The sequence below is a fragment of the Mycobacterium sp. NPDC050441 genome (assembly GCF_040655355.1).
GTDB lineage: Bacteria > Actinomycetota > Actinomycetes > Mycobacteriales > Mycobacteriaceae > Mycobacterium.
In genome coordinates this window covers 1-18,553 of record NZ_JBFAJS010000011.1, presented here as the reverse complement: position 1 = coordinate 18,553, position 18,553 = coordinate 1, and the positions used below count along the sequence as shown (strand labels likewise).

Sequence of the window (18,553 nt, the reverse complement as noted above, 5' to 3'; positions counted from 1 at the left end):
CTTGGGGATCATTCCGATGGCCGAAACGCTGCAGCAGTTGCTCCGGGAACGTGAAGGAGGCGACACGGTCGCCATCAAGTACGGCGACCGGACCTGGACCTGGCGTGAGCATATCGCCGAGGCGAAGGCTCAGGCTGCGACGCTGATCGGGGTGGCTGACCCGCAGCGTCCGCTGCATGTCGGCACGCTTTTGGGTAACACGCCCGACATGCTGACAGCGCTGGCGGCCGCGGCCCTCGGCGGCTACGTGCTGTGCGGCATCAACAACACCCGTCGGGGCGATGCGCTGGCCCGCGACATCGCCCGGGTCGGATGTCAGGTCGTTCTGGTCGATGAACACCATCGCGGGCTGCTCGACGGCCTCGACCTGCCGGGCGTCACCGTCATCGATGTATCGGACACCGCCTGGTCGCCGCAGCAACTCACCCCGCACCGCGAGGTCGGGCCCGACGACACCTTCATGATGATTTTCACCTCGGGCACCAGCGGCGAGCCCAAGGCCGTTCAGGTGCCGCATTCCATCGTGTTGTTCTCGGCCGCCGCACTGGTGCAGCGCTACGACCTGACCCAGGCGGACACCTGCTACCTGGCCATGCCGCTGTTCCACTCGAACGGGGTGTATGCCGGGTGGGGTGTGGCGCTCAGCTCGGGCGCGGCCATGGCGCCGGCACAGTTCTCCGCATCCGGGTTCCTCCCGGACATCCGCCGTTACGGCGCGACGTACATGAACTACGTCGGCAAGCCGCTGGCCTACATCCTGGCCACCGCCGAGCAACCCGATGACCACGACAACACCCTGCGTGTGGCCTTCGGCAACGAGGCCGCCGACCGCGACATCGACGAATTCAGCCGCCGGTTCGGGTGCAGCGTGTGGGACGGATTCGGCTCGACGGAACTGGCGATCATCATCACCCGTTCCGAGGGCACCCCCGCCGGCAGCGTCGGTCAGGGTTTCCCGGGGGTGGCGATCTACGACCCGGAGACCCTTGAAGAATGCGCGGCTGCACAATTCGATGACACCGGGGCCCTGATCAACGCCGAGGCTGCCACCGGTGAGCTGGTCAACACCAACGGCAGCGGGATGTTCCGCGGCTACCACAACGACCAGGGTGCGACCGACGAACGGCTGCGCCACGGCATGTACTGGTCGGGCGATCTGGCCTACCGCGACGCCGACGGCTGGATCTACCTGGCCGGGCGCACCGCCGACTGGATGAGGGTGGATGGCGAGAACATCACCGCGGCGCCGATCGAACGAATCCTGTTGCGGCAGCCGGTGATCAGCCGGGTGGCGGTCTATCCGGTCCCCGACGAGTTCGTCGGTGACCAGGTGATGGCCGCCGTCGTGCTGCGTGACGGTCAGGAGTTGGCGCCCGACGAGTTCAGCGCATTCCTGGCACAGCAACAGGACCTGTCACCGAAATCCTGGCCGCGATACGTGTGGCTGGCCGACGACCTGCCGAGCACGGCGACGAACAAGATTCTCAAGCGTGAACTGGTCGCGCTCGGTACCGATCCGGCCGGCCGGGTGCTGTGGAAGCGCGACGGCACGGCCTACACACAAATTTGAGCTGACTGTCCCCGCTGCTGTCCCTTTCAATGTCTCCCGTTCGTCTCAATGCTGTTAGACGATCCCCTTGAAGGAGACAACGATGAAGTACGCAACTCTGATCTACACCAGGCCCGGCAGCCACGACGAGGACCTCACGCCCGACGAACATGTCGCATTGACTGCGGAGTACATGGCCCTCCGTCATGAGCCGCATTGCGTCGGTGGCGGCCACCTGGAGCCGGTCGAGACCGCGACCACGGTCCGACACGGTCCGGGGGAGGGCCTGATCACCGATGGGCCGTACGCCGACACCAAGGAGGTGTTCGCCGGCTACTTCGTGATCGAAGCCGCAGACCTCGATGAAGCCCTGAAGTTCGCCCAACGGATACCGGCGGTGCGGCTCGGTGGAGCGGTTGAGGTCCGTCCACTCGTCGACATTCCCGGGGAGGCGGGGCACTGATCGACGCGATCTTCCAGCGTGAGTGGGGCCGGGTCCTGGCCTCACTCATCGGTTTCCTCGGCGATTTCGATCTCGCCGAGGAGGCCACGCAGGAGGCGTTCGTCAGGGCGGCCGAGCGGTGGCCCGGCGATGGCGTGCCGGAGGCGCCCGTGGCCTGGCTGGTCCGCGCCGGGCGCAATGTGGCGATCGACCGGTTGCGGCGGGAACAGACGCTTCGGACCAAAACCCGGCTGCTCAAGGCCGATCAGCAGCCCTCATACCTCGACGACGTCGACCTCGACGACAGCGCCGTCCCCGACGAACGTCTCGAGCTGATCTTCATGTGCTGCCATCCGGCACTGGCTCCGGAGGCGCAGGTGGCGCTCACGTTGCGGGCGTTGGGCGGGCTCACCACGGCCGAGATAGGGCGGGCGTTCCTGGTATCCGAGGCGACCATGAAACGCCGGATCACCCGGGCGAAGGCCAAGATCAAGGCGACGAACATCCCGTTCGGGCTGCCGGCCGACCGTGTTCTGCCGGACCGCTTGTCGGCCGTGCTCGCGGTGATCTACCTGATCTTCAATCAGGGGTTCACCGAACGCGACGACCTCGCCGCCGAGGCGATCCGGCTGGGGCGGTTGGTGGCCGGGCTGAAGGCCGACGAGCCCGAGACCCACGGGCTACTGGCACTGATGCTGCTCCACGATTCACGACGGGCGGCACGGATCGTCTCCGGCGCACTGGTCCCGCTCGCCGAACAGGACCGGTCGTTGCACGACCAGACCAAGGTCGATGACGGGCGGGCCGCCCTCGACCGTGCACTGGCCTTGCGGCGACCCGGCGGGCCGTACGTGCTGCAGGCCGCGATCGCCTCGCTGCAGACCGAGCCGGACATCGACTGGCACACAGTTGTGGCGCTGTACGAGCGGCTCGAGCTGCTCACCGGATCAGCGGTGGTCGGGCTGAACCGTGCGGTGGCCACCGCCGAGGCGGGTGATCCCGGACGCGCCCTCGAACTCATGGACGCGCTTGAGCTCGGCGATTACCGCTACCTACCTTCCAGCCGGGCGGAATTGCTGCGCCGCCTGGGCCGAACAGACGAGGCAAAAGGCGCCTTCGAGCGGGCCCTGCTGCTGGCCACGACCGACCCGGAACGTCGATTCCTGGAGCGTCGATTGTCCGAACTTCGATCCGACACCGATGGGGAATAGGCACCGGTCATCCCGCGTTTAGGATGCTGGCGGCTGAACTGGCATAATGGACCGCCGACCCTCGGTCCCGGTTCACGTCCATCTGAATTGCGGGCGACCCGGGCCAACGATTGAAGAGGAACCATGAAAACAGGCATTCATCCTGAGTATGTCGAGACCACGGTGCACTGTGGTTGCGGCAATACCTTCCAGACCCACAGCACCAAGCAGAGCGGCCAGATCGTGGTCGAGGTCTGCTCGCAGTGCCACCCGTTCTACACCGGCAAGCAGAAGATCCTCGACAGCGGCGGCCGCGTGGCCCGCTTCGAGAAGCGGTACGGCAAGCGCAAGCCTGCCGGTGATCAGGCTGCCGCAGCCGACAAGTAGCTACGTCAACGGCGCCCGATCTGTCGCATATGCGTCAGATCCGGGCGCTGTTCTCGTTTCCGGACCCATGTCGAGGAGGCTGACGTGACAGACATTGCTCCCGCGATCGAGGCGTTGTTGGCCGAACACGCGGACCTGGAGCGCCAACTCGCCGACCCCAACCTGCATGCCGATGCCGCAGCCGCCCGCAAGGTCGGCCGGCGCTTCGCCCAGATCTCACCCGTCGTCGGCACCTACCGCAAGCTCGAAGCCGCGCGCGGCGACCTGGAGGCGGCTCGTGAGCTCGCCGCCGACGACGCCAGCTTCGCTGACGAGGTGGACGAGCTGACCGCCAAGGTCGCCGAACTCGATGCGCAGCTGACCGATCAGCTGGCACCGCGGGATCCCCACGATGCCGATGACATCGTGCTGGAGGTCAAGTCCGGGGAAGGCGGGGAAGAATCGGCACTGTTCGCTGCCGATCTGGCCCGCATGTACATCCGGTACGCCGAGCGCCACGGCTGGACGGTCACCGTGCTCGACGAGACCTGGTCGGACCTAGGCGGATACAAGGACGCCACCATCACCATCGCCGCCAAGGGCGATTCCGCCGACGGCGTGTGGTCGCGGATGAAGTTCGAGGGTGGTGTCCACCGCGTGCAGCGGGTGCCGGTCACCGAATCGCAGGGTCGCGTGCATACGTCGGCGGCCGGTGTCCTCGTATATCCCGAACCAGACGACGTCGAACAGGTGCAGATCGACGAGTCCGACCTGCGCATCGACGTCTACCGGTCCTCCGGCAAGGGCGGTCAGGGCGTCAACACCACCGACTCGGCGGTACGCATCACGCACCTGCCCACCGGCATCGTCGTGACCTGCCAGAACGAGCGCTCGCAGCTGCAGAACAAGGCCCGGGCCATGGTGGTGCTCGCCGCTCGACTGCAGGCGCTGGCCGAGGAGCAGGCGTCGGCCGACGCATCGGCCGACCGGGCCAGCCAGATCCGTACGGTCGACCGCAGCGAACGGATCCGCACCTACAACTTCCCCGAGAACCGGATCGCGGATCACCGCATCAACTTCAAGGCGCACAACCTCGACCAGGTGCTCGACGGAGACATGGACGCGCTGCTCGACGCGCTGGGCGCCGCTGACAAGCAGGCCCGGCTACAGCAGGAGACATCAGCCGCCACGCCGACGAGGTCATGACCCCCGTGCGGCAGGCGATCGAGGCCGCAACGGCACGGCTGGCCGCCGCCGGCGTCGCCTCCCCGCGCATCGACGCCGAGCTACTGGCCGCGCATGTGGCGGGTGTGGATCGTGGGCGGCTGATGTTTCTCGACGACGCCGGTGAACAGTTCGAGCAGGCCTACGGCGAACTCGTCGCCGCCCGGTCCCGCCGGATTCCCCTCCAGCATCTGACCGGCACCGCGCCGTTCGGTCCGTTGACGCTCGCGGTCGGCCCCGGTGTGTTCATCCCGCGGCCGGAGACCGAGGCGCTGCTCGAGTGGGCCTTGAAATCAGGTCTAGGGCAACATCCTTCGCATCAACCACTGATCGTCGACCTCTGCACGGGATCGGGTGCGCTGGCGCTGGCACTGGCCGCGCAGTGGCCCGACGCGCGCGTGCTGGCAGTCGAGAACTCGCCCCCGGCCCTGGAGTTCGCGCGCCGCAACGCCGCGGGGACGCGCGTCGAGGTCCTGGCCGCCGATGTCACCACCCCGGGTCTGCTGCCCGAACTCGACGACCGGGTGGACCTGCTGGTGTCCAACCCGCCCTACATCCCAGAGGCCGCAGTCCTGGAACCCGAAGTGGCCGAACATGATCCCGCGCCCGCGTTGTTCGGCGGCCCCGACGGCATGTCCGTGATCCGGCCGATCGTCACACTCGCAGCCCGGTGGCTGCGCGCCGGTGCGTCCTGCGCCGTCGAGCATGACGACACCACCTCCGAGCTGTCGGTCGAGACGTTCGTCCGCGACGGGCACTTCACCGAGGTCACCGCGCGCCGTGACCTGGTCGGACGACCCCGCTTTGTGACGGCGACCCGGATTGGGAGAAGCTGAGTTGATGCGCGCACCGACCGGGGAGCCGACATGACCATCTTCGATTGCACCGATGCCGAACAGCGTGCGACCGGTATCGCCTCGGCGATCAGCGCGGTGAAAGGCGGCCGGCTGGTGGTTATGCCGACCGACACCGTCTATGGGATCGGTGCGGATGCCTTCGATCGCGATGCGGTCGGCAGTCTGCTCGCCGCCAAGGGCCGTGGCCGCAACATGCCGGTCGGCGTGTTCGTCGGCTCATGGAACACCATCGACGGCCTGGTCTACTCGGTGCCACCGGCTGCCCGGGAATTGATCCGGGCATTCTGGCCGGGCGCACTGAGCCTGGTGGTCACGCAGGCGCCGTCACTGCAGTGGGACCTCGGGGACGCCAACGGCAGCGTCATGCTCCGGATGCCCATGCACCCGGTGGCCATCGAGCTGCTGCGGGAAGTCGGCCCGATGGCCCAGTCCAGTGCCAATGTCTCGGGCCAGCCCGCTGCGTCGACGGCAGCTGCGGCCCACGAGCAACTCGGCGACAAGGTCGAGGTCTATCTCGACGGCGGGCCGGCCGAACAACAGGCCGCATCCACCATCGTCGACCTCACCGGCGTCCACCCGCGCATCCTGCGGACCGGCCCGATCAGTGCTGCCGACATCGCCAGGGTCGTCGGCGTGGAAACGTCCACGCTCACAACAACACCTACGGAGTGATCTCAGCTTGCTGCAGTACGGTTCATCGGTGATGTCGGCCGGTGACGCAGTGGTCCCCGCGGTCAATTCCGGGCTTCTCGCTCTGTCGGACCGGGGCGCCGGTGTTCCGCTGCGTGAGCTGGCGCTGGTCGGGCTGACCGCCGCGATCATCACGTATTTCGCCACCGGCTGGGTGCGCGTGATCGCCATTCGGCTCGGCGCCGTCGCCTACCCCCGAGAGCGTGACGTCCATGTGCAGCCCACCCCGCGCATGGGTGGGTTGGCGATGTACATCGGCGTGGCCGCCGCGGTGCTGCTGGCTTCCCAACTACCGGCACTCACGCGTGGCTTCGTCTATTCGACCGGCATGCCCGCAGTGGTGGTGGCGGGTGGGCTGATCATGGCCATCGGGCTGATCGACGACCGCTGGGGCCTGGATGCCCTGACGAAATTCGCCGGGCAGATCACCGCGGCCAGCGTGCTGGTCACCATGGGCGTGGCCTGGAGCGTGCTCTACATCCCGTTCGGGGGAGTCGGCACCATCGTGCTCGACCAGGTGTCGTCGATCCTGCTGACGCTTGCGCTGACGGTGTCGATCGTCAACGCGATGAACTTCGTCGACGGACTCGACGGTCTGGCCGCCGGCCTCGGGCTGATCACCGCCCTGGCCATCTGCGTGTTCTCGGTCGGACTGCTACGTGACCACGGCGGCGACGTCCTGTTCTATCCGCCCGCCGTCATCTCGGTGGTGCTGGCGGGTGCCTGTCTGGGCTTTCTCCCGCACAACTTCCACCGGGCCAAGATCTTCATGGGCGACTCCGGGTCGATGCTCATCGGCCTGATGCTGGGCGCGGCATCGACCACGGCCGCCGGGCCGATCTCGCAGAACGCCTATGGCGCCCGCGACGTCTTCGCGCTGATGTCGCCGTTCCTCTTGGTGATCGCCGTGATGCTGGTGCCTGCCCTGGATACGTTGCTGGCCATCGTGCGGCGCACCCGGGCCGGCCGGAGTCCGCTCAGCCCCGACAAGATGCATCTGCATCATCGGTTGCTGCAGATCGGGCACTCGCATCGCCGTGCGGTCCTGCTGATCTACCTGTGGGTGGGCATCATCGCCTTCGGTGCGGCGGCGACCATTTTCTTCGATCCGCGCTACACCGGAGCGGTGGTCGTGGCGGCCATTCTGGTGGCGATCGTGGTGACGCTGATACCGCTGTTGCAACGCGGGAATGAAGGGTCCGCTGACGAGCACGAAGGCGAGTACGACAAAAAGTAGTAGGCCCCGTTTTAGGGTGCCTACCATGTGGTACCGTGCTGCCAGAACCCGAAAAACCTCGCGGGTTGCCGGCCCGGCCCATCGGTTCGACGAACCGTCAGGTGCCGATCAACGACCGACACAAGGGAGCTACCCCGTGGGTGATTCCAGCCCGCCCGTTGCCCTCCGATATTCTCGTCGGGCACGCACAGGGTTTTGCCAGGCGGTGTACGTCGCCGGCGCATCCGAGGGGACAGCGTTCCGTAACGGCGAGATTGGGGTGAAGTGGTGACGACACCAGCGCAGAACGCGCCGTTGGTGTTCCCATCGGTGGCCTTCCGGCCGCTGCGTCTCCTGATTGTTTGCGTGGCACTGTCCGCGCTGGCGGTTGTGGCCGCCGGGTTCGCCGGACACATTTATTTCGGAGTCTTCTTCGGGGTCGGACTGGGCCTCGGTCTGGTCAACGCCCTGCTGGTACGCCGGGCCGTCGAATCGATCACGGCCGAGGATCACCCGCTCAAGAAGAAGATGGCCGTGAACTCCGCGACGCGGCTGCTGATCATCACTGCGATCGCACTCGGCATCGCATTTGTCTTCAAAACCTCGGGCGGCATCGCGGTGCTGTTCGGGCTGGCGATTTTCCAGGCTCTGCTGGTGATGAGCACCAGCATCCCCGTGCTGCGGAAGATCCGCTCTAACGGCCTGGATGTCTTGGATACGGAATCGAAGGGTTGAGCTGACCTATATGACTCAGACGACGACCGTGCTCGCTGCCGAAGAGGGTGGCGCCGCCATCCACGTCGGCCACCACACGATGGTGTTCGAGCTGTTCGGGATGACGTTCAACGGTGACACCATCCTGGCCACCGCGGTCACCGCGGTGATCGTGATCGCGCTGGCGTTCGTGCTGCGGGCCAAGGTCACCTCGACCGGCGTGCCGGGCGGTGTGCAGCTGTTCTGGGAGGCACTGACCATCCAGATGCGCGGCCAGATCGAGAGCGCGATCGGCATGAAGGTGGCGCCGTTCGTGCTGCCACTGTCGGTGACGATCTTCGTCTTCATCCTGGTCTCCAACTGGTTGGCGGTGCTGCCGCTGCAGTACGGGGGATCGGACGGCGCCGCGGCCGAGTGGTACAAGCCGCCGGCCTCCGACATCAACTTCGTGCTGGCGCTCGCCTTGTTCGTGTTCCTCGCCTACCACGCTGCCGGCATCTGGCGCCGCGGCATCATCGGGCACCCGATCAAGGTCGTCAAGGGTCACGTCGCCCTGCTCGCGCCGATCAACATCGTCGAGGAACTCGCCAAGCCGATCTCGCTGGCCCTCCGTCTTTTCGGCAACATCTTCGCCGGCGGCATCCTGGTCTCGCTGATCGCGATGTTCCCCTGGTACATCCAGTGGGCGCCCAACGCGATCTGGAAGACCTTCGACCTGTTCGTCGGCCTGATCCAGGCATTCATCTTCTCGCTGCTGACGATCCTGTACTTCAGCCAGTCGATGGAGCTGGACCACGATGAAGAACACGCGCACTGACCCGCACTACTGATCTCTACAACTGCACAACACGAACCTCTGGCGGCACAGCCACCAGTTATCAAGGAGGATAAAAGGAATGGAACTCGACCCCAACGCCCTCATCACGGCCGGCGCGCTGATCGGTGGCGGTTTGATCATGGGCGGCGGCGCCATCGGCGCTGGTATCGGTGACGGTATCGCGGGTAACGCGCTGATCTCCGGCATCGCCCGGCAGCCCGAGGCCCAGGGCCGGCTCTTCACCCCGTTCTTCATCACCGTCGGTCTGGTGGAGGCCGCGTACTTCATCAACCTGGCCTTCATGGCGCTGTTCGTCTTCGCCACCCCGGGCCTGCAGTAGTCCATCAGCATGGGTGAACTGAGCGCAACGATCCTGGCTGCAAGCCAGGCAGCGGAAGAAGGCGGTGGGGGCCAGAGCAACTTCCTGGTCCCCAACGGCACCTTCTTCGCCGTGCTGATCATTTTCCTGATCACGCTCGGCGTGATCGCGAAATGGGTTGTGCCACCGGTCGGCAAGGTGCTGGCAGAGCGTGAAGCGATGCTGGCGAAGACCGCCGCCGACAATCGGAAGTCAGCCGAGCAGGTGGCCGCAGCCCAAGCCGACTATGACGAGGCGATGGCCGGGGCACGTACCCAGGCGTCGGCCATCCGTGACGAGGCCCGCGCGGCGGGTCGCGAGGTGGTCGATGCCAAGCGCGCCGAGGCGAGCACCGAGGTGGCCGAGAATGTCCGCCAGGCCGACGAGCAGCTTGCTGCCCAGAGTGCCGAGGTGCGGTCGGGCCTGGAGTCGTCGGTGGACGGACTTTCGCAGACCTTGGCCAACCGAATTTTGGGCATCGACGTGAAATCAGGTGGGACGCAGTAGATGTCGATATTTATCGGGCAGCTGATCGGCTTTGCCGTCATCGCCTACATCATCGTCAAGTGGGTGGTGCCTCCGGTGCGGGCTCTGATGCAGAAGCAGCAGGAAGCCGTGCGGGTCGCCCTCGCCGAGAGCGCCGATTCGGCGAAGAAGCTCGCCGATGCCGACGAGATGCATGCCAAGGCGCTCGCCGACGCGAAGGCCGAATCGGCCAAGGTGACCGGCGAGGCCTCGCAGGACTCCGAGCGGATCGCCGCTCAGTTGGCCGAGCAGGCCGGCACGGACGCCGAGCGGATCAAGGCGCAGGGTGTCCAGCAGGTTCAGCTGATGCGCCAGCAACTCATCCGGCAGCTGCGGACCGGTCTCGGATCGGAGTCGGTGGCAAGGGCCGACGCTCTGGTGCGGGCACACGTCGCTGACCCGGCCGCGCAGGCCGCCACCGTCGACCGGTTCCTCGCCGAGCTGGACGAGATGGCGCCGTCGGCAGTGGTGATCGACACCGCCGCCACGGCGAAGCTGCGTGCGGCCAGCCGCGAGTCGCTGGCTGTCGTGGTCGACGAGTTCGACTCTGTCGCAAGCGGTCTGGATGCCGACGGGCTGACCACGCTGGCCGAGGAACTGACCTCGGTGGCCAGGCTGCTGTTGTCGGAGCCGACGTTGAACCGGCACCTGGCCGAGCCGACCGACGACAGTGCCGCCAAGGTCGAGTTGGTCGACCGCCTGCTGTCCGGCAAGGTTGGCAATCCTGCGCTCGACGTGCTGCGGACCGCCGCCTCGCAGCGCTGGTCGACCGAATCGAACCTGGTCGACGCGATTGAACACACCGCACGTCTGGCGCTGCTCAAGCGTGCCGAGACCGCCGGTGAGGTCGACGAGGTGGAGGACCAGCTGTTCCGGTTCGGCCGGCTGCTCGACGCCGAGCCCAAGCTCTCGGCCCTGCTCAGTGACTACACCGCCCCGATCGACGGCCGGGTTGCCTTGCTGGACAAGGTGCTTGGCGGCAACGCGGGTGCGAACGGGACGGCAGCTGCGCTGCTGACCCAGACTGTGGGACTGCTTCGCGGCGAGCGCGCCGACGAGGCGGTCATCGACCTCGCCGAGCTCGCAGTGTCCCGCCGCGGTGAGGTGGTCGCTCACGTGACTGCCGCGGCTGACCTGACCGATGCCCAGCGGACCCGGTTGTCGGCGGTGCTCACCCGCATCTACGGACACCCGGTGTCGGTGCAGTTGCACGTCGACCCGGAACTGCTCGGTGGTCTGTCGATCACCGTCGGTGACGAAGTGATCGACGGCTCGATCTCGTCCCGACTGGCCGCCGCTGCGACCCAGTTGCCCGACTGACCCGAGCCACGAACCCCCAGGACCACCCCAAAGATCAAGGTAGGAAGACGAAAAACCATGGCAGAGTTGACAATCTCGGCTGCTGATATCGAAGGTGCCATCGAGGACTACGTATCCTCGTTTTCCGCCGACACCGAGCGTGAAGAGATCGGTACCGTCGTCGACGCCGGTGACGGCATCGCCCACGTCGAGGGCCTGCCCTCGGTCATGACCCAGGAGCTCCTCGAGTTCCCGGGCGGTGTGTTGGGTGTGGCGCTCAACCTCGACGAGCACAGCGTCGGCGCCGTCATCCTGGGTGAGTTCGAGAAGATCGAAGAGGGCCAGCAGGTCAAGCGCACCGGCGAGGTGCTCTCGGTGCCGGTCGGTGACGCCTTCCTCGGTCGCGTCGTCAACCCGCTCGGTCAGCCGATCGACGGCCAGGGCGACATCGCCGCCGAAGAGCGGCGCGCCCTCGAGCTGCAGGCCCCTTCGGTGGTGCAGCGCCAGGGCGTGTCCGAGCCGCTGCAGACCGGTATCAAGGCCATCGACGCCATGACCCCGATCGGCCGTGGCCAGCGCCAGCTGATCATCGGTGACCGCAAGACCGGCAAGACCGCGGTCTGCGTGGACACCATCCTCAACCAGCGTGAGGCCTGGGAGACCGGCGACCCGAAGCAGCAGGTGCGCTGCGTGTACGTCGCCATCGGCCAGAAGGGCACCACCATCGCCAGCGTGAAGCGCGCGCTGGAAGAGGGCGGCGCGATGGAGTACACCACCATCGTCGCGGCCCCCGCCTCTGACCCCGCCGGCTTCAAGTGGCTGGCGCCGTACACCGGTTCGGCCATCGGTCAGCACTGGATGTACGACGGCAAGCACGTGCTGATCGTCTTCGACGACCTCTCCAAGCAGGCCGACGCCTACCGCGCGATCTCACTGCTGCTGCGCCGCCCGCCGGGTCGCGAGGCGTTCCCCGGCGACGTCTTCTACCTGCACTCCCGCCTGCTGGAGCGTTGCGCAAAGCTCTCCGACGAACTCGGTGGCGGTTCGATGACGGGTCTGCCGATCATCGAGACCAAGGCCAACGACATCTCGGCGTTCATCCCGACCAACGTCATCTCGATCACCGACGGTCAGTGCTTCCTCGAGTCCGACCTGTTCAACCAGGGCGTGCGACCGGCAGTCAACGTCGGCGTGTCGGTGTCCCGTGTCGGTGGTGCCGCGCAGATCAAGGCCATGAAAGAGGTCGCAGGCTCGCTGCGTCTGGACCTGTCGCAGTACCGCGAGCTGGAGGCCTTCGCGGCCTTCGCCTCGGACCTGGACGCGGCCTCCAAGGCCCAGCTGGATCGTGGTGTGCGCCTGGTCGAGCTGCTCAAGCAGGCGCAGTACAGCCCGCTGGCGGTCGAAGATCAGGTCGTCTCGATCTTCCTCGGCACTCAGGGGCACCTGGATTCGGTTCCGGCCGAGGACGTCACCCGCTTCGTCGACGAGCTGCTGGAGCACGTGAAGGCCAGCCACTCTGAGATCCTCGCCGGCATCAAGGAGACCAAGAAGCTCTCCGAGGAGAACGAGGAGAAGCTGGTCTCGGTCATCAACGAGTTCAAGAAGGGCTTCGCCGCCACCGACGGCAGCTCCGTGGTCGTCAAGGACGCAGAGGCCGAAGCCTTGAATCCCGAGGACCTGGAGAAGGAATCGGTCAAGGTCCGCAAGCCGGCTCCCAAGAAGGCCTAGGTAACCAATGGCAGCCACACTTCGCGAACTACGCGGACGTATCAAATCCGCCTCGTCGATCAAGAAGATCACGAAGGCACAGGAGCTGATCGCCACGTCGCGGATCGCCAAGGCGCAGGCCCGGGTCGACGCGGCCCGGCCCTACTCCACCGAGATCACCAACATGCTCACCGAGCTTGCGGGTGCCAGCGCGCTGGATCACCCGCTGCTCGTCGAGCGGGAGAACCCCAAGCGGGCCGGTGTGCTCGTGGTGTCCTCGGACCGCGGTCTCTGCGGCGGTTACAACGCCAACGTGCTGCGTCGGGCCGAAGAACTGTTCTCGCTGCTGCGGGACCAGGGCAAAAGCCCGGTGCTCTACGTCGTCGGCCGGAAAGCCTTGGGCTACTACAGCTTCCGGCAGCGAACGGTGACCGAATCGTGGACCGGGTTCTCGGAGCGGCCCACCTACGAGAACGCCAAGGAGATCGCTGACACCCTGGTGTCGGCGTTCATGTCCGGCGCTGACGACGAGGGCGATGACGCCGGAGCCGACGGCATCCTGGGCGTCGACGAACTGCACATCGTGTCCACCGAATTCCGGTCCATGCTCTCGCAGACCGCGGTGGCTCATCAGGTTGCGCCGTTGGTCGTCGAGTACGTCGGTGAGCCGGAAACCGGTCCGCACACGCTGTATTCGTTTGAGCCGAATGCCGAGGACCTGTTCGACGCGCTCCTGCCGCGCTACATCGCCACCCGCGTGTACGCAGCGCTGCTGGAGGCCGCCGCCTCGGAGTCGGCTTCGCGCCGGCGCGCCATGAAGTCGGCCACGGACAACGCCGACGATCTGATCAAGGCGCTCACGCTTGCGGCCAACCGCGAACGTCAGGCGCAGATCACCCAGGAAATCAGCGAGATCGTGGGCGGCGCGAACGCGCTGGCCGACGCGCGCTAGCCGGACCAAAGACGACAGAGCCTCGTAGGAAAGCGAAGAGAGAATGACTGCTACTGCAGAAAAGACCGCGGGCCGCGTAGTCCGCATCACCGGCCCGGTGGTGGACATCGAGTTCCCGCGCGGTGCCGTTCCCGAACTGTTCAACGCACTGCACGCCGATATCACCTATGGCGCGCTCGCGAAGACCCTGACGCTTGAGGTTGCCCAGCACCTCGGCGACAGCCTGGTGCGCTGCATCTCCATGCAGCCCACCGACGGCCTGGTGCGTGGCACCGACGTTCGCGACACCGGCGGCTCGATCTCGGTGCCGGTCGGCGACGGCGTCAAGGGCCACGTGTTCAACGCGCTCGGCGACTGCCTCGACGAGCCTGGCTACGGCAAGGACTTCGATCACTGGTCGATCCACCGCAAGCCGCCGGCCTTCGCCGACCTGGAGCCCCGCACCGAGATGCTGGAGACCGGTCTGAAGGTCGTCGACCTGCTCACGCCGTACGTGCGTGGTGGCAAGATCGCCCTGTTCGGTGGCGCCGGTGTGGGTAAGACGGTTCTGATCCAGGAGATGATCAACCGCATTGCCCGCAACTTCGGTGGTACCTCGGTGTTCGCCGGCGTGGGTGAGCGCACCCGTGAGGGCAACGACCTGTGGGTCGAGCTCGCCGACGCCAACGTCCTCAAGGACACCGCGTTGGTGTTCGGTCAGATGGACGAGCCGCCAGGCACCCGTATGCGCGTCGCCCTGTCGGCCCTGACCATGGCCGAGTACTTCCGCGACGAGCAGAACCAGGACGTGCTGCTCTTCATCGACAACATCTTCCGGTTCACCCAGGCCGGTTCCGAGGTTTCGACCCTGCTGGGTCGTATGCCTTCGGCCGTGGGTTACCAGCCGACGCTGGCCGACGAGATGGGTGAACTGCAGGAGCGCATCACCTCGACGCGTGGCCGTTCCATCACCTCGATGCAGGCTGTGTACGTGCCCGCCGACGATTACACCGACCCGGCGCCGGCCACCACGTTCGCCCACCTGGACGCCACCACGGAGCTCTCGCGTGCGGTGTTCTCCAAGGGCATCTTCCCCGCGGTGGACCCGCTGGCATCGTCCTCGACGATCCTGCACCCCAGCGTCGTCGGCGACGAGCACTACCGCGTCGCCCAGGAAGTCATCCGGATCCTGCAGCGCTACAAGGATCTCCAGGACATCATCGCCATCCTCGGTATCGACGAACTGTCGGAAGAGGACAAGGTGCTGGTGTACCGCGCCCGTAAGATCGAGCGCTTCCTGAGCCAGAACATGATGGCGGCCGAGCAGTTCACCGGCCAGCCGGGTTCGACCGTGCCGCTCAAGGAGACCATCGAGGCCTTCGACAAGCTGGCCAAGGGCGAGTTCGATCACCTGCCCGAGCAGGCGTTCTTCCTCATCGGTGGTCTGGACGACCTGGCGAAGAAGGCCGAAAGCCTCGGCGCCAAGCTGTGATGAGAGCTCCAGCCCGAAGGCTGCGCACGCGAGGAGCACAAAGGACGGGAGTGTGGAATGGCTGATTTGAACGTCGAGATCGTTGCCGTCGAGCGTGAGCTCTGGTCCGGCACCGCTACGTTCGTCTTCACCCGGACCACCGCTGGTGAGATCGGCATCCTGCCGCGGCACATTCCGTTGGTCGCGGAGCTCGTCGACGACGCCATGGTGCGGGTCGAGCGTGAAGGCCAGGACGATCTGCGGATCGCCGTTGACGGCGGTTTCCTCTCGGTGACGGAGGAGACGGTCCGGATCCTGGTGGAGAACGCTCAGTTCGAGTCTGAGATCGACGCTGACTCTGCCAAGCAGGATGCAGAGTCGGACGACGAGCAGACAGCGGCATGGGGTCGGGCGCGGCTGCGCGCTCTCGGCCAGATCGACTGACGACAGAGACGACAGATGAGCGCGCCCATGATCGGCATGGTCGCGCTCGTCTGCGTTCTGCTACTGGCGGTCGGTGCCCTGAGCTACCGACTGTGGAAGTTGCGTCAGGTTGGCGGTACAGCGGCCATCCTGCGCGATTTTCCCGCCGACGGCGGCCACGGCTGGCGCCATGGAGTGATGCGCTACCGCGGTGGGGAGGCCGGGTTCTACCGGCTGTCCAGCATGCGGTGGTGGCCTGATCGACGATTGAGCCGACGGGGGCTGGAAGTGGAGTCGCGCCGCCCTCCGCGTGGCGACGAGTTCGACATCATGACCGATCAGATCGTGATTCTCGAACTGCGCGACACCAGCCCCGAGCGCCGGCAAGGCTATGAGATCGCCCTGGACCGGGGTGCGCTGACGGCGTTCACGTCATGGCTCGAGTCGCGGCCCTCGCCGCGAGCTCGCCGGCGGAATTACTGATTCGATCCGGGCTTCCAGAGGACATCTCCGTCCGGGTTCGCGACCCGAGACAGGATGAACAACAGATCCGATAGCCGGTTGAGATACTTCGCCGGCAGCACACTGACCGAGTCGCCGTGCTCATCTACCGCGATCCACGCCGACCGTTCGGCACGGCGAGCCACTGTGCGGGCGACATGCAGCAGTGCCGACAGGGGACTGCCGCCGGGCAGGATGAACGAATTCAGCGCAGGCAGCGGTTCATTGAACTCGTCGCACCACTTCTCCAGGCGGTCGATGTAGGCCTGGGAGATCCGCAACGGCGGGTGCTCGGGGTTCTCGATCACGGGGGTGGACAGATCTGCTCCCGCGTCGAACAGGTCGTTCTGAATCTGGCGTAGTACCGCCAGGATTTGCTGATCGGGTTCGCCGAGGGCGACTGCGACGCCGATGGCGGCGTTGGCTTCGTCACAGTCGGCGTAGGCCGCCAACCTCGAATCATTCTTGGAAACCCTGCTGAAGTCACTCAGCCCGGTCGTGCCGTCGTCGCCGGTGCGGGTATAGATACGGGTGAGATGAACCGCCATAGCTGAACCGTACCGGGCGGGAGAACAAGCCCGCCGGGCTCGCCGGATCTGTCCGAGCAGGCGGAAACTCGACGGCAGGCTGTCTACACTGACCGGCGTGAGCGAGCGTTTCTTGGTGACCGGAGGAAACCGGTTATCAGGCGAAGTTGCTGTCGGCGGGGCAAAGAACAGTGTGCTGAAACTGATGGCGGCCTCATTGCTGGCCGAGGGCACCAGCACGATCACCAACTGCCCCGACATCCTCGATGTGCCGCTGATGGCCGAGGTGCTGCGGGGGTTGGGCGCCACCGTCGAGCTGGACGGTGACACCGTGCGGATCACGTCGCCCGATGAACCCAAGTACGACGCGGATTTCGCGGCCGTCCGCCAGTTCCGCGCCTCGGTATGCGTGCTCGGACCACTGGTAGGGCGCTGCAAGAAAGCGAAGGTCGCGCTTCCAGGCGGTGACGCGATCGGGTCGCGGCCCCTGGACATGCACCAGTCCGGGTTACGCCAGCTGGGGGCGACCTGCAATATCGAGCACGGCTGTGTGGTGGCCGAGGCCGATCATCTGCGGGGTGCCGAGATCCAACTGGAGTTCCCGTCAGTGGGGGCTACCGAGAACATCCTGATGGCCGCGGTACTGGCTGAAGGTGTCACCACGATCCACAACGCTGCACGCGAACCCGACATCGTCGACATCTGCGCGATGCTCAACCAGATGGGCGCCAAGGTCAGCGGTGCGGGGACATCGACGCTGACGATCACGGGTGTCGACCGGCTCTATCCCACGCAACACCGGGTGATCGGTGACCGGATCGTGGCAGCCACGTGGGGGATCGCCGCGGCGATGACGCGCGGAGACATCTCGGTGACTGGTGTGGATCCGCAACACCTGCAGCTGGTGCTGCACAAGTTGCACGACGCCGGCGCCACCGTGACCCAGAACGATGACGGATTCCGGGTGGTTCAGTACGAGCGTCCCAAAGCGGTGAACGTGGCGACGCTGCCGTTCCCCGGTTTCCCGACGGACCTGCAACCGATGGCGATCGGGCTGGCGGCGGTGGCCGACGGCACGTCGATGATCACCGAGAACGTGTTCGAAGCCAGGTTCCGGTTTGTCGAGGAGATGATCCGGCTCGGTGCCGATGCGCGGACCGACGGCCACCACGCGGTGGTGCGGGGGATCCCGCAGCTTTCCAGTGCCCCGGTGTGGTCCTCGGATATCCGGGCCGGCGCCGGCCTGGTCCTCGCCGGCTTGGTCGCGGATGGGGAGACCGAGGTTCACGACGTGTTCCACATCGATCGCGGTTACCCGTTGTTCGTGGAAAACCTGTTGAGCCTCGGTGCCGAGATCGAGAGAGTAGGGTCGTAGTCAGCACGTTCGAGCTGGTCCGCCCGCCTCGAAATCGCCCTGACCAGCCGATTTGACCTTGCAGGCTGGGTCGCGCTAATCTTTTGAAGTCGCCGCGGAGCGGGTGAAACACCCCGGACCGGAGCGACTTGACAAGCCAGCTGAGATTCTACTAAGCTGGCGAGGTTGCCTCAGACCGGATGAAATAAGCCAAAATGAAGCAACTTGACTTGCCGGCAAGATTCCGATTAAGCTGGTGGGGTTGCCCCAAAACAGGGTGACAAAGCAAAAAATGTCTGTTGTTTGAGAACTCAATAGTGTGTTTGGTGGTTTTTGTTTGTTGTTTTTGGCCACGCTCTTTTTCCCGTTTAGGGTGTGGTTGTTTGTTTTTT

Annotated in this window: 21 protein-coding genes; 19 read left to right on the top strand and 2 right to left on the bottom strand. The window is 65.8% G+C overall.

The genetic code is table 11. The features are described from left to right. The first annotated feature begins 16 nt into the window (after positions 1–16). The 18 genes from fadD1 (at position 17) to AB0I14_RS27235 (ending at position 16,262) form a co-directional block, all read left to right on the top strand. Positions 17–1,570 (top strand): fatty-acid--CoA ligase FadD1, encoded by a 1,554-nt coding sequence (gene fadD1 / locus AB0I14_RS27320; RefSeq protein WP_358028560.1) that lies wholly within the window; start codon positions 17–19, stop codon positions 1,568–1,570. 82 nt (positions 1,571–1,652) lie between these two features. Further along, entirely contained in the window at positions 1,653–2,012 is a 360-nt protein-coding gene (locus AB0I14_RS27315; RefSeq protein WP_358028558.1) for a YciI family protein, read from the top strand. Next, complete coding sequence (locus AB0I14_RS27310) at positions 2,009–3,202, top strand: sigma-70 family RNA polymerase sigma factor (RefSeq protein WP_358029011.1); 1,194 nt, start codon at positions 2,009–2,011, stop codon at positions 3,200–3,202. Before AB0I14_RS27315 ends, AB0I14_RS27310 begins: the two co-directional genes overlap by 4 nt. A gap of 123 nt (positions 3,203–3,325) precedes the next feature. Continuing rightward, positions 3,326–3,568, top strand: coding sequence for a 50S ribosomal protein L31 (gene rpmE / locus AB0I14_RS27305; RefSeq protein ID WP_358028556.1), 243 nt, complete (start codon positions 3,326–3,328; stop codon positions 3,566–3,568). Positions 3,569–3,652: 84 nt separating this feature from the next. Further along, positions 3,653–4,753, top strand: coding sequence for a peptide chain release factor 1 (prfA, locus tag AB0I14_RS27300; protein WP_358028553.1), 1,101 nt, complete (start codon positions 3,653–3,655; stop codon positions 4,751–4,753). Beyond that, the gene (gene prmC, locus AB0I14_RS27295) at positions 4,750–5,607 is read left to right on the top strand and encodes a peptide chain release factor N(5)-glutamine methyltransferase (RefSeq protein ID WP_358028550.1); all 858 of its coding nucleotides are present in this window, start codon (positions 4,750–4,752) and stop codon (positions 5,605–5,607) included. The genes prfA and prmC overlap by 4 nt, the downstream gene beginning before the upstream one ends. A 30-nt stretch (positions 5,608–5,637) precedes the next feature. Next, positions 5,638–6,300, top strand: a complete 663-nt coding sequence (locus tag AB0I14_RS27290) for an L-threonylcarbamoyladenylate synthase (protein WP_358028547.1) — start codon at positions 5,638–5,640, stop codon at positions 6,298–6,300. 31 nt (positions 6,301–6,331) lie between these two features. After that, positions 6,332–7,555, top strand: coding sequence for an MraY family glycosyltransferase (locus tag AB0I14_RS27285; RefSeq protein ID WP_358029008.1), 1,224 nt, complete (start codon positions 6,332–6,334; stop codon positions 7,553–7,555). Positions 7,556–7,822: 267 nt separating this feature from the next. Then, the gene (locus tag AB0I14_RS27280) at positions 7,823–8,269 is read left to right on the top strand and encodes an ATP synthase subunit I (protein ID WP_358028543.1); all 447 of its coding nucleotides are present in this window, start codon (positions 7,823–7,825) and stop codon (positions 8,267–8,269) included. 10 nt (positions 8,270–8,279) lie between these two features. Then, positions 8,280–9,065, top strand: coding sequence for a F0F1 ATP synthase subunit A (gene atpB / locus AB0I14_RS27275; protein WP_358028541.1), 786 nt, complete (start codon positions 8,280–8,282; stop codon positions 9,063–9,065). A gap of 79 nt (positions 9,066–9,144) precedes the next feature. Further along, positions 9,145–9,405 carry a F0F1 ATP synthase subunit C gene (locus AB0I14_RS27270; protein ID WP_003888102.1) on the top strand — a complete coding sequence of 87 codons (261 nt, stop codon included), beginning with the start codon at positions 9,145–9,147 and terminating at the stop codon, positions 9,403–9,405. A gap of 9 nt (positions 9,406–9,414) precedes the next feature. Then, on the top strand, positions 9,415–9,930 hold the full coding sequence (locus AB0I14_RS27265; protein ID WP_358028537.1) for a F0F1 ATP synthase subunit B: 516 nt from the start codon (positions 9,415–9,417) through the stop codon (positions 9,928–9,930). Further along, positions 9,931–11,268 carry a F0F1 ATP synthase subunit B/delta gene (locus AB0I14_RS27260; RefSeq protein ID WP_358028534.1) on the top strand — a complete coding sequence of 446 codons (1,338 nt, stop codon included), beginning with the start codon at positions 9,931–9,933 and terminating at the stop codon, positions 11,266–11,268. Positions 11,269–11,325: 57 nt separating this feature from the next. Then, positions 11,326–12,975 (top strand): F0F1 ATP synthase subunit alpha, encoded by a 1,650-nt coding sequence (atpA, locus tag AB0I14_RS27255; protein WP_358028533.1) that lies wholly within the window; start codon positions 11,326–11,328, stop codon positions 12,973–12,975. Positions 12,976–12,982: 7 nt separating this feature from the next. After that, a complete protein-coding gene (locus AB0I14_RS27250; protein ID WP_358028532.1) occupies positions 12,983–13,906 on the top strand; it encodes a F0F1 ATP synthase subunit gamma in 924 nt (307 codons plus the stop codon). A gap of 43 nt (positions 13,907–13,949) precedes the next feature. Further along, on the top strand, positions 13,950–15,377 hold the full coding sequence (atpD, locus tag AB0I14_RS27245; RefSeq protein WP_358028529.1) for a F0F1 ATP synthase subunit beta: 1,428 nt from the start codon (positions 13,950–13,952) through the stop codon (positions 15,375–15,377). Between the two features lie 57 nt (positions 15,378–15,434). Continuing rightward, complete coding sequence (locus AB0I14_RS27240) at positions 15,435–15,800, top strand: F0F1 ATP synthase subunit epsilon (RefSeq protein WP_358028527.1); 366 nt, start codon at positions 15,435–15,437, stop codon at positions 15,798–15,800. A 15-nt stretch (positions 15,801–15,815) separates the two neighbouring features. Further along, positions 15,816–16,262, top strand: a complete 447-nt coding sequence (locus tag AB0I14_RS27235; protein ID WP_358028525.1) for a DUF2550 domain-containing protein — start codon at positions 15,816–15,818, stop codon at positions 16,260–16,262. Here the strand turns inward: AB0I14_RS27235 and AB0I14_RS27230 are convergent. Then, positions 16,256–16,828 (bottom strand): cob(I)yrinic acid a,c-diamide adenosyltransferase, encoded by a 573-nt coding sequence (locus AB0I14_RS27230; protein ID WP_358028522.1) that lies wholly within the window; start codon positions 16,826–16,828, stop codon positions 16,256–16,258. The genes AB0I14_RS27235 and AB0I14_RS27230 overlap by 7 nt on opposite strands. A 97-nt stretch (positions 16,829–16,925) precedes the next feature. On the opposite strand from AB0I14_RS27230, the gene murA reads away from it, so the two are divergent. After that, the gene (gene murA / locus AB0I14_RS27225) at positions 16,926–18,182 is read left to right on the top strand and encodes a UDP-N-acetylglucosamine 1-carboxyvinyltransferase (protein ID WP_358028519.1); all 1,257 of its coding nucleotides are present in this window, start codon (positions 16,926–16,928) and stop codon (positions 18,180–18,182) included. Between the two features lie 151 nt (positions 18,183–18,333). On the opposite strand, the gene AB0I14_RS27220 is transcribed toward murA, so the two are convergent. Then, a partial coding sequence (locus AB0I14_RS27220; RefSeq protein WP_358028516.1) for a hypothetical protein occupies positions 18,334–18,553 on the bottom strand: 220 nt, incomplete at its 5' end.

What these genes read in the sequence shown, in the direction of transcription:
- AB0I14_RS27315 (WP_358028558.1), top strand. Translation starts at nt 1,653, where the DNA reads ATGAAGTACGCAACTCTGATCTACACCAGGCCCGGCAGCCACGACGAG.
- AB0I14_RS27285 (WP_358029008.1), top strand. Translation starts at nt 6,332, where the DNA reads ATGTCGGCCGGTGACGCAGTGGTCCCCGCGGTCAATTCCGGGCTTCTC.
- AB0I14_RS27240 (WP_358028527.1), top strand. Translation starts at nt 15,435, where the DNA reads ATGGCTGATTTGAACGTCGAGATCGTTGCCGTCGAGCGTGAGCTCTGG.
- AB0I14_RS27250 (WP_358028532.1), top strand. Translation starts at nt 12,983, where the DNA reads ATGGCAGCCACACTTCGCGAACTACGCGGACGTATCAAATCCGCCTCG.
- rpmE (WP_358028556.1), top strand. Translation starts at nt 3,326, where the DNA reads ATGAAAACAGGCATTCATCCTGAGTATGTCGAGACCACGGTGCACTGT.
- prmC (WP_358028550.1), top strand. Translation starts at nt 4,750, where the DNA reads ATGACCCCCGTGCGGCAGGCGATCGAGGCCGCAACGGCACGGCTGGCC.
- AB0I14_RS27260 (WP_358028534.1), top strand. Translation starts at nt 9,931, where the DNA reads ATGTCGATATTTATCGGGCAGCTGATCGGCTTTGCCGTCATCGCCTAC.
- atpB (WP_358028541.1), top strand. Translation starts at nt 8,280, where the DNA reads ATGACTCAGACGACGACCGTGCTCGCTGCCGAAGAGGGTGGCGCCGCC.
- atpD (WP_358028529.1), top strand. Translation starts at nt 13,950, where the DNA reads ATGACTGCTACTGCAGAAAAGACCGCGGGCCGCGTAGTCCGCATCACC.
- AB0I14_RS27265 (WP_358028537.1), top strand. Translation starts at nt 9,415, where the DNA reads ATGGGTGAACTGAGCGCAACGATCCTGGCTGCAAGCCAGGCAGCGGAA.
- AB0I14_RS27235 (WP_358028525.1), top strand. Translation starts at nt 15,816, where the DNA reads ATGAGCGCGCCCATGATCGGCATGGTCGCGCTCGTCTGCGTTCTGCTA.
- AB0I14_RS27270 (WP_003888102.1), top strand. Translation starts at nt 9,145, where the DNA reads ATGGAACTCGACCCCAACGCCCTCATCACGGCCGGCGCGCTGATCGGT.
- atpA (WP_358028533.1), top strand. Translation starts at nt 11,326, where the DNA reads ATGGCAGAGTTGACAATCTCGGCTGCTGATATCGAAGGTGCCATCGAG.
- fadD1 (WP_358028560.1), top strand. Translation starts at nt 17, where the DNA reads ATGGCCGAAACGCTGCAGCAGTTGCTCCGGGAACGTGAAGGAGGCGAC.
- AB0I14_RS27230 (WP_358028522.1), bottom strand. Translation starts at nt 16,828, where the DNA reads ATGGCGGTTCATCTCACCCGTATCTATACCCGCACCGGCGACGACGGC.
- AB0I14_RS27290 (WP_358028547.1), top strand. Translation starts at nt 5,638, where the DNA reads ATGACCATCTTCGATTGCACCGATGCCGAACAGCGTGCGACCGGTATC.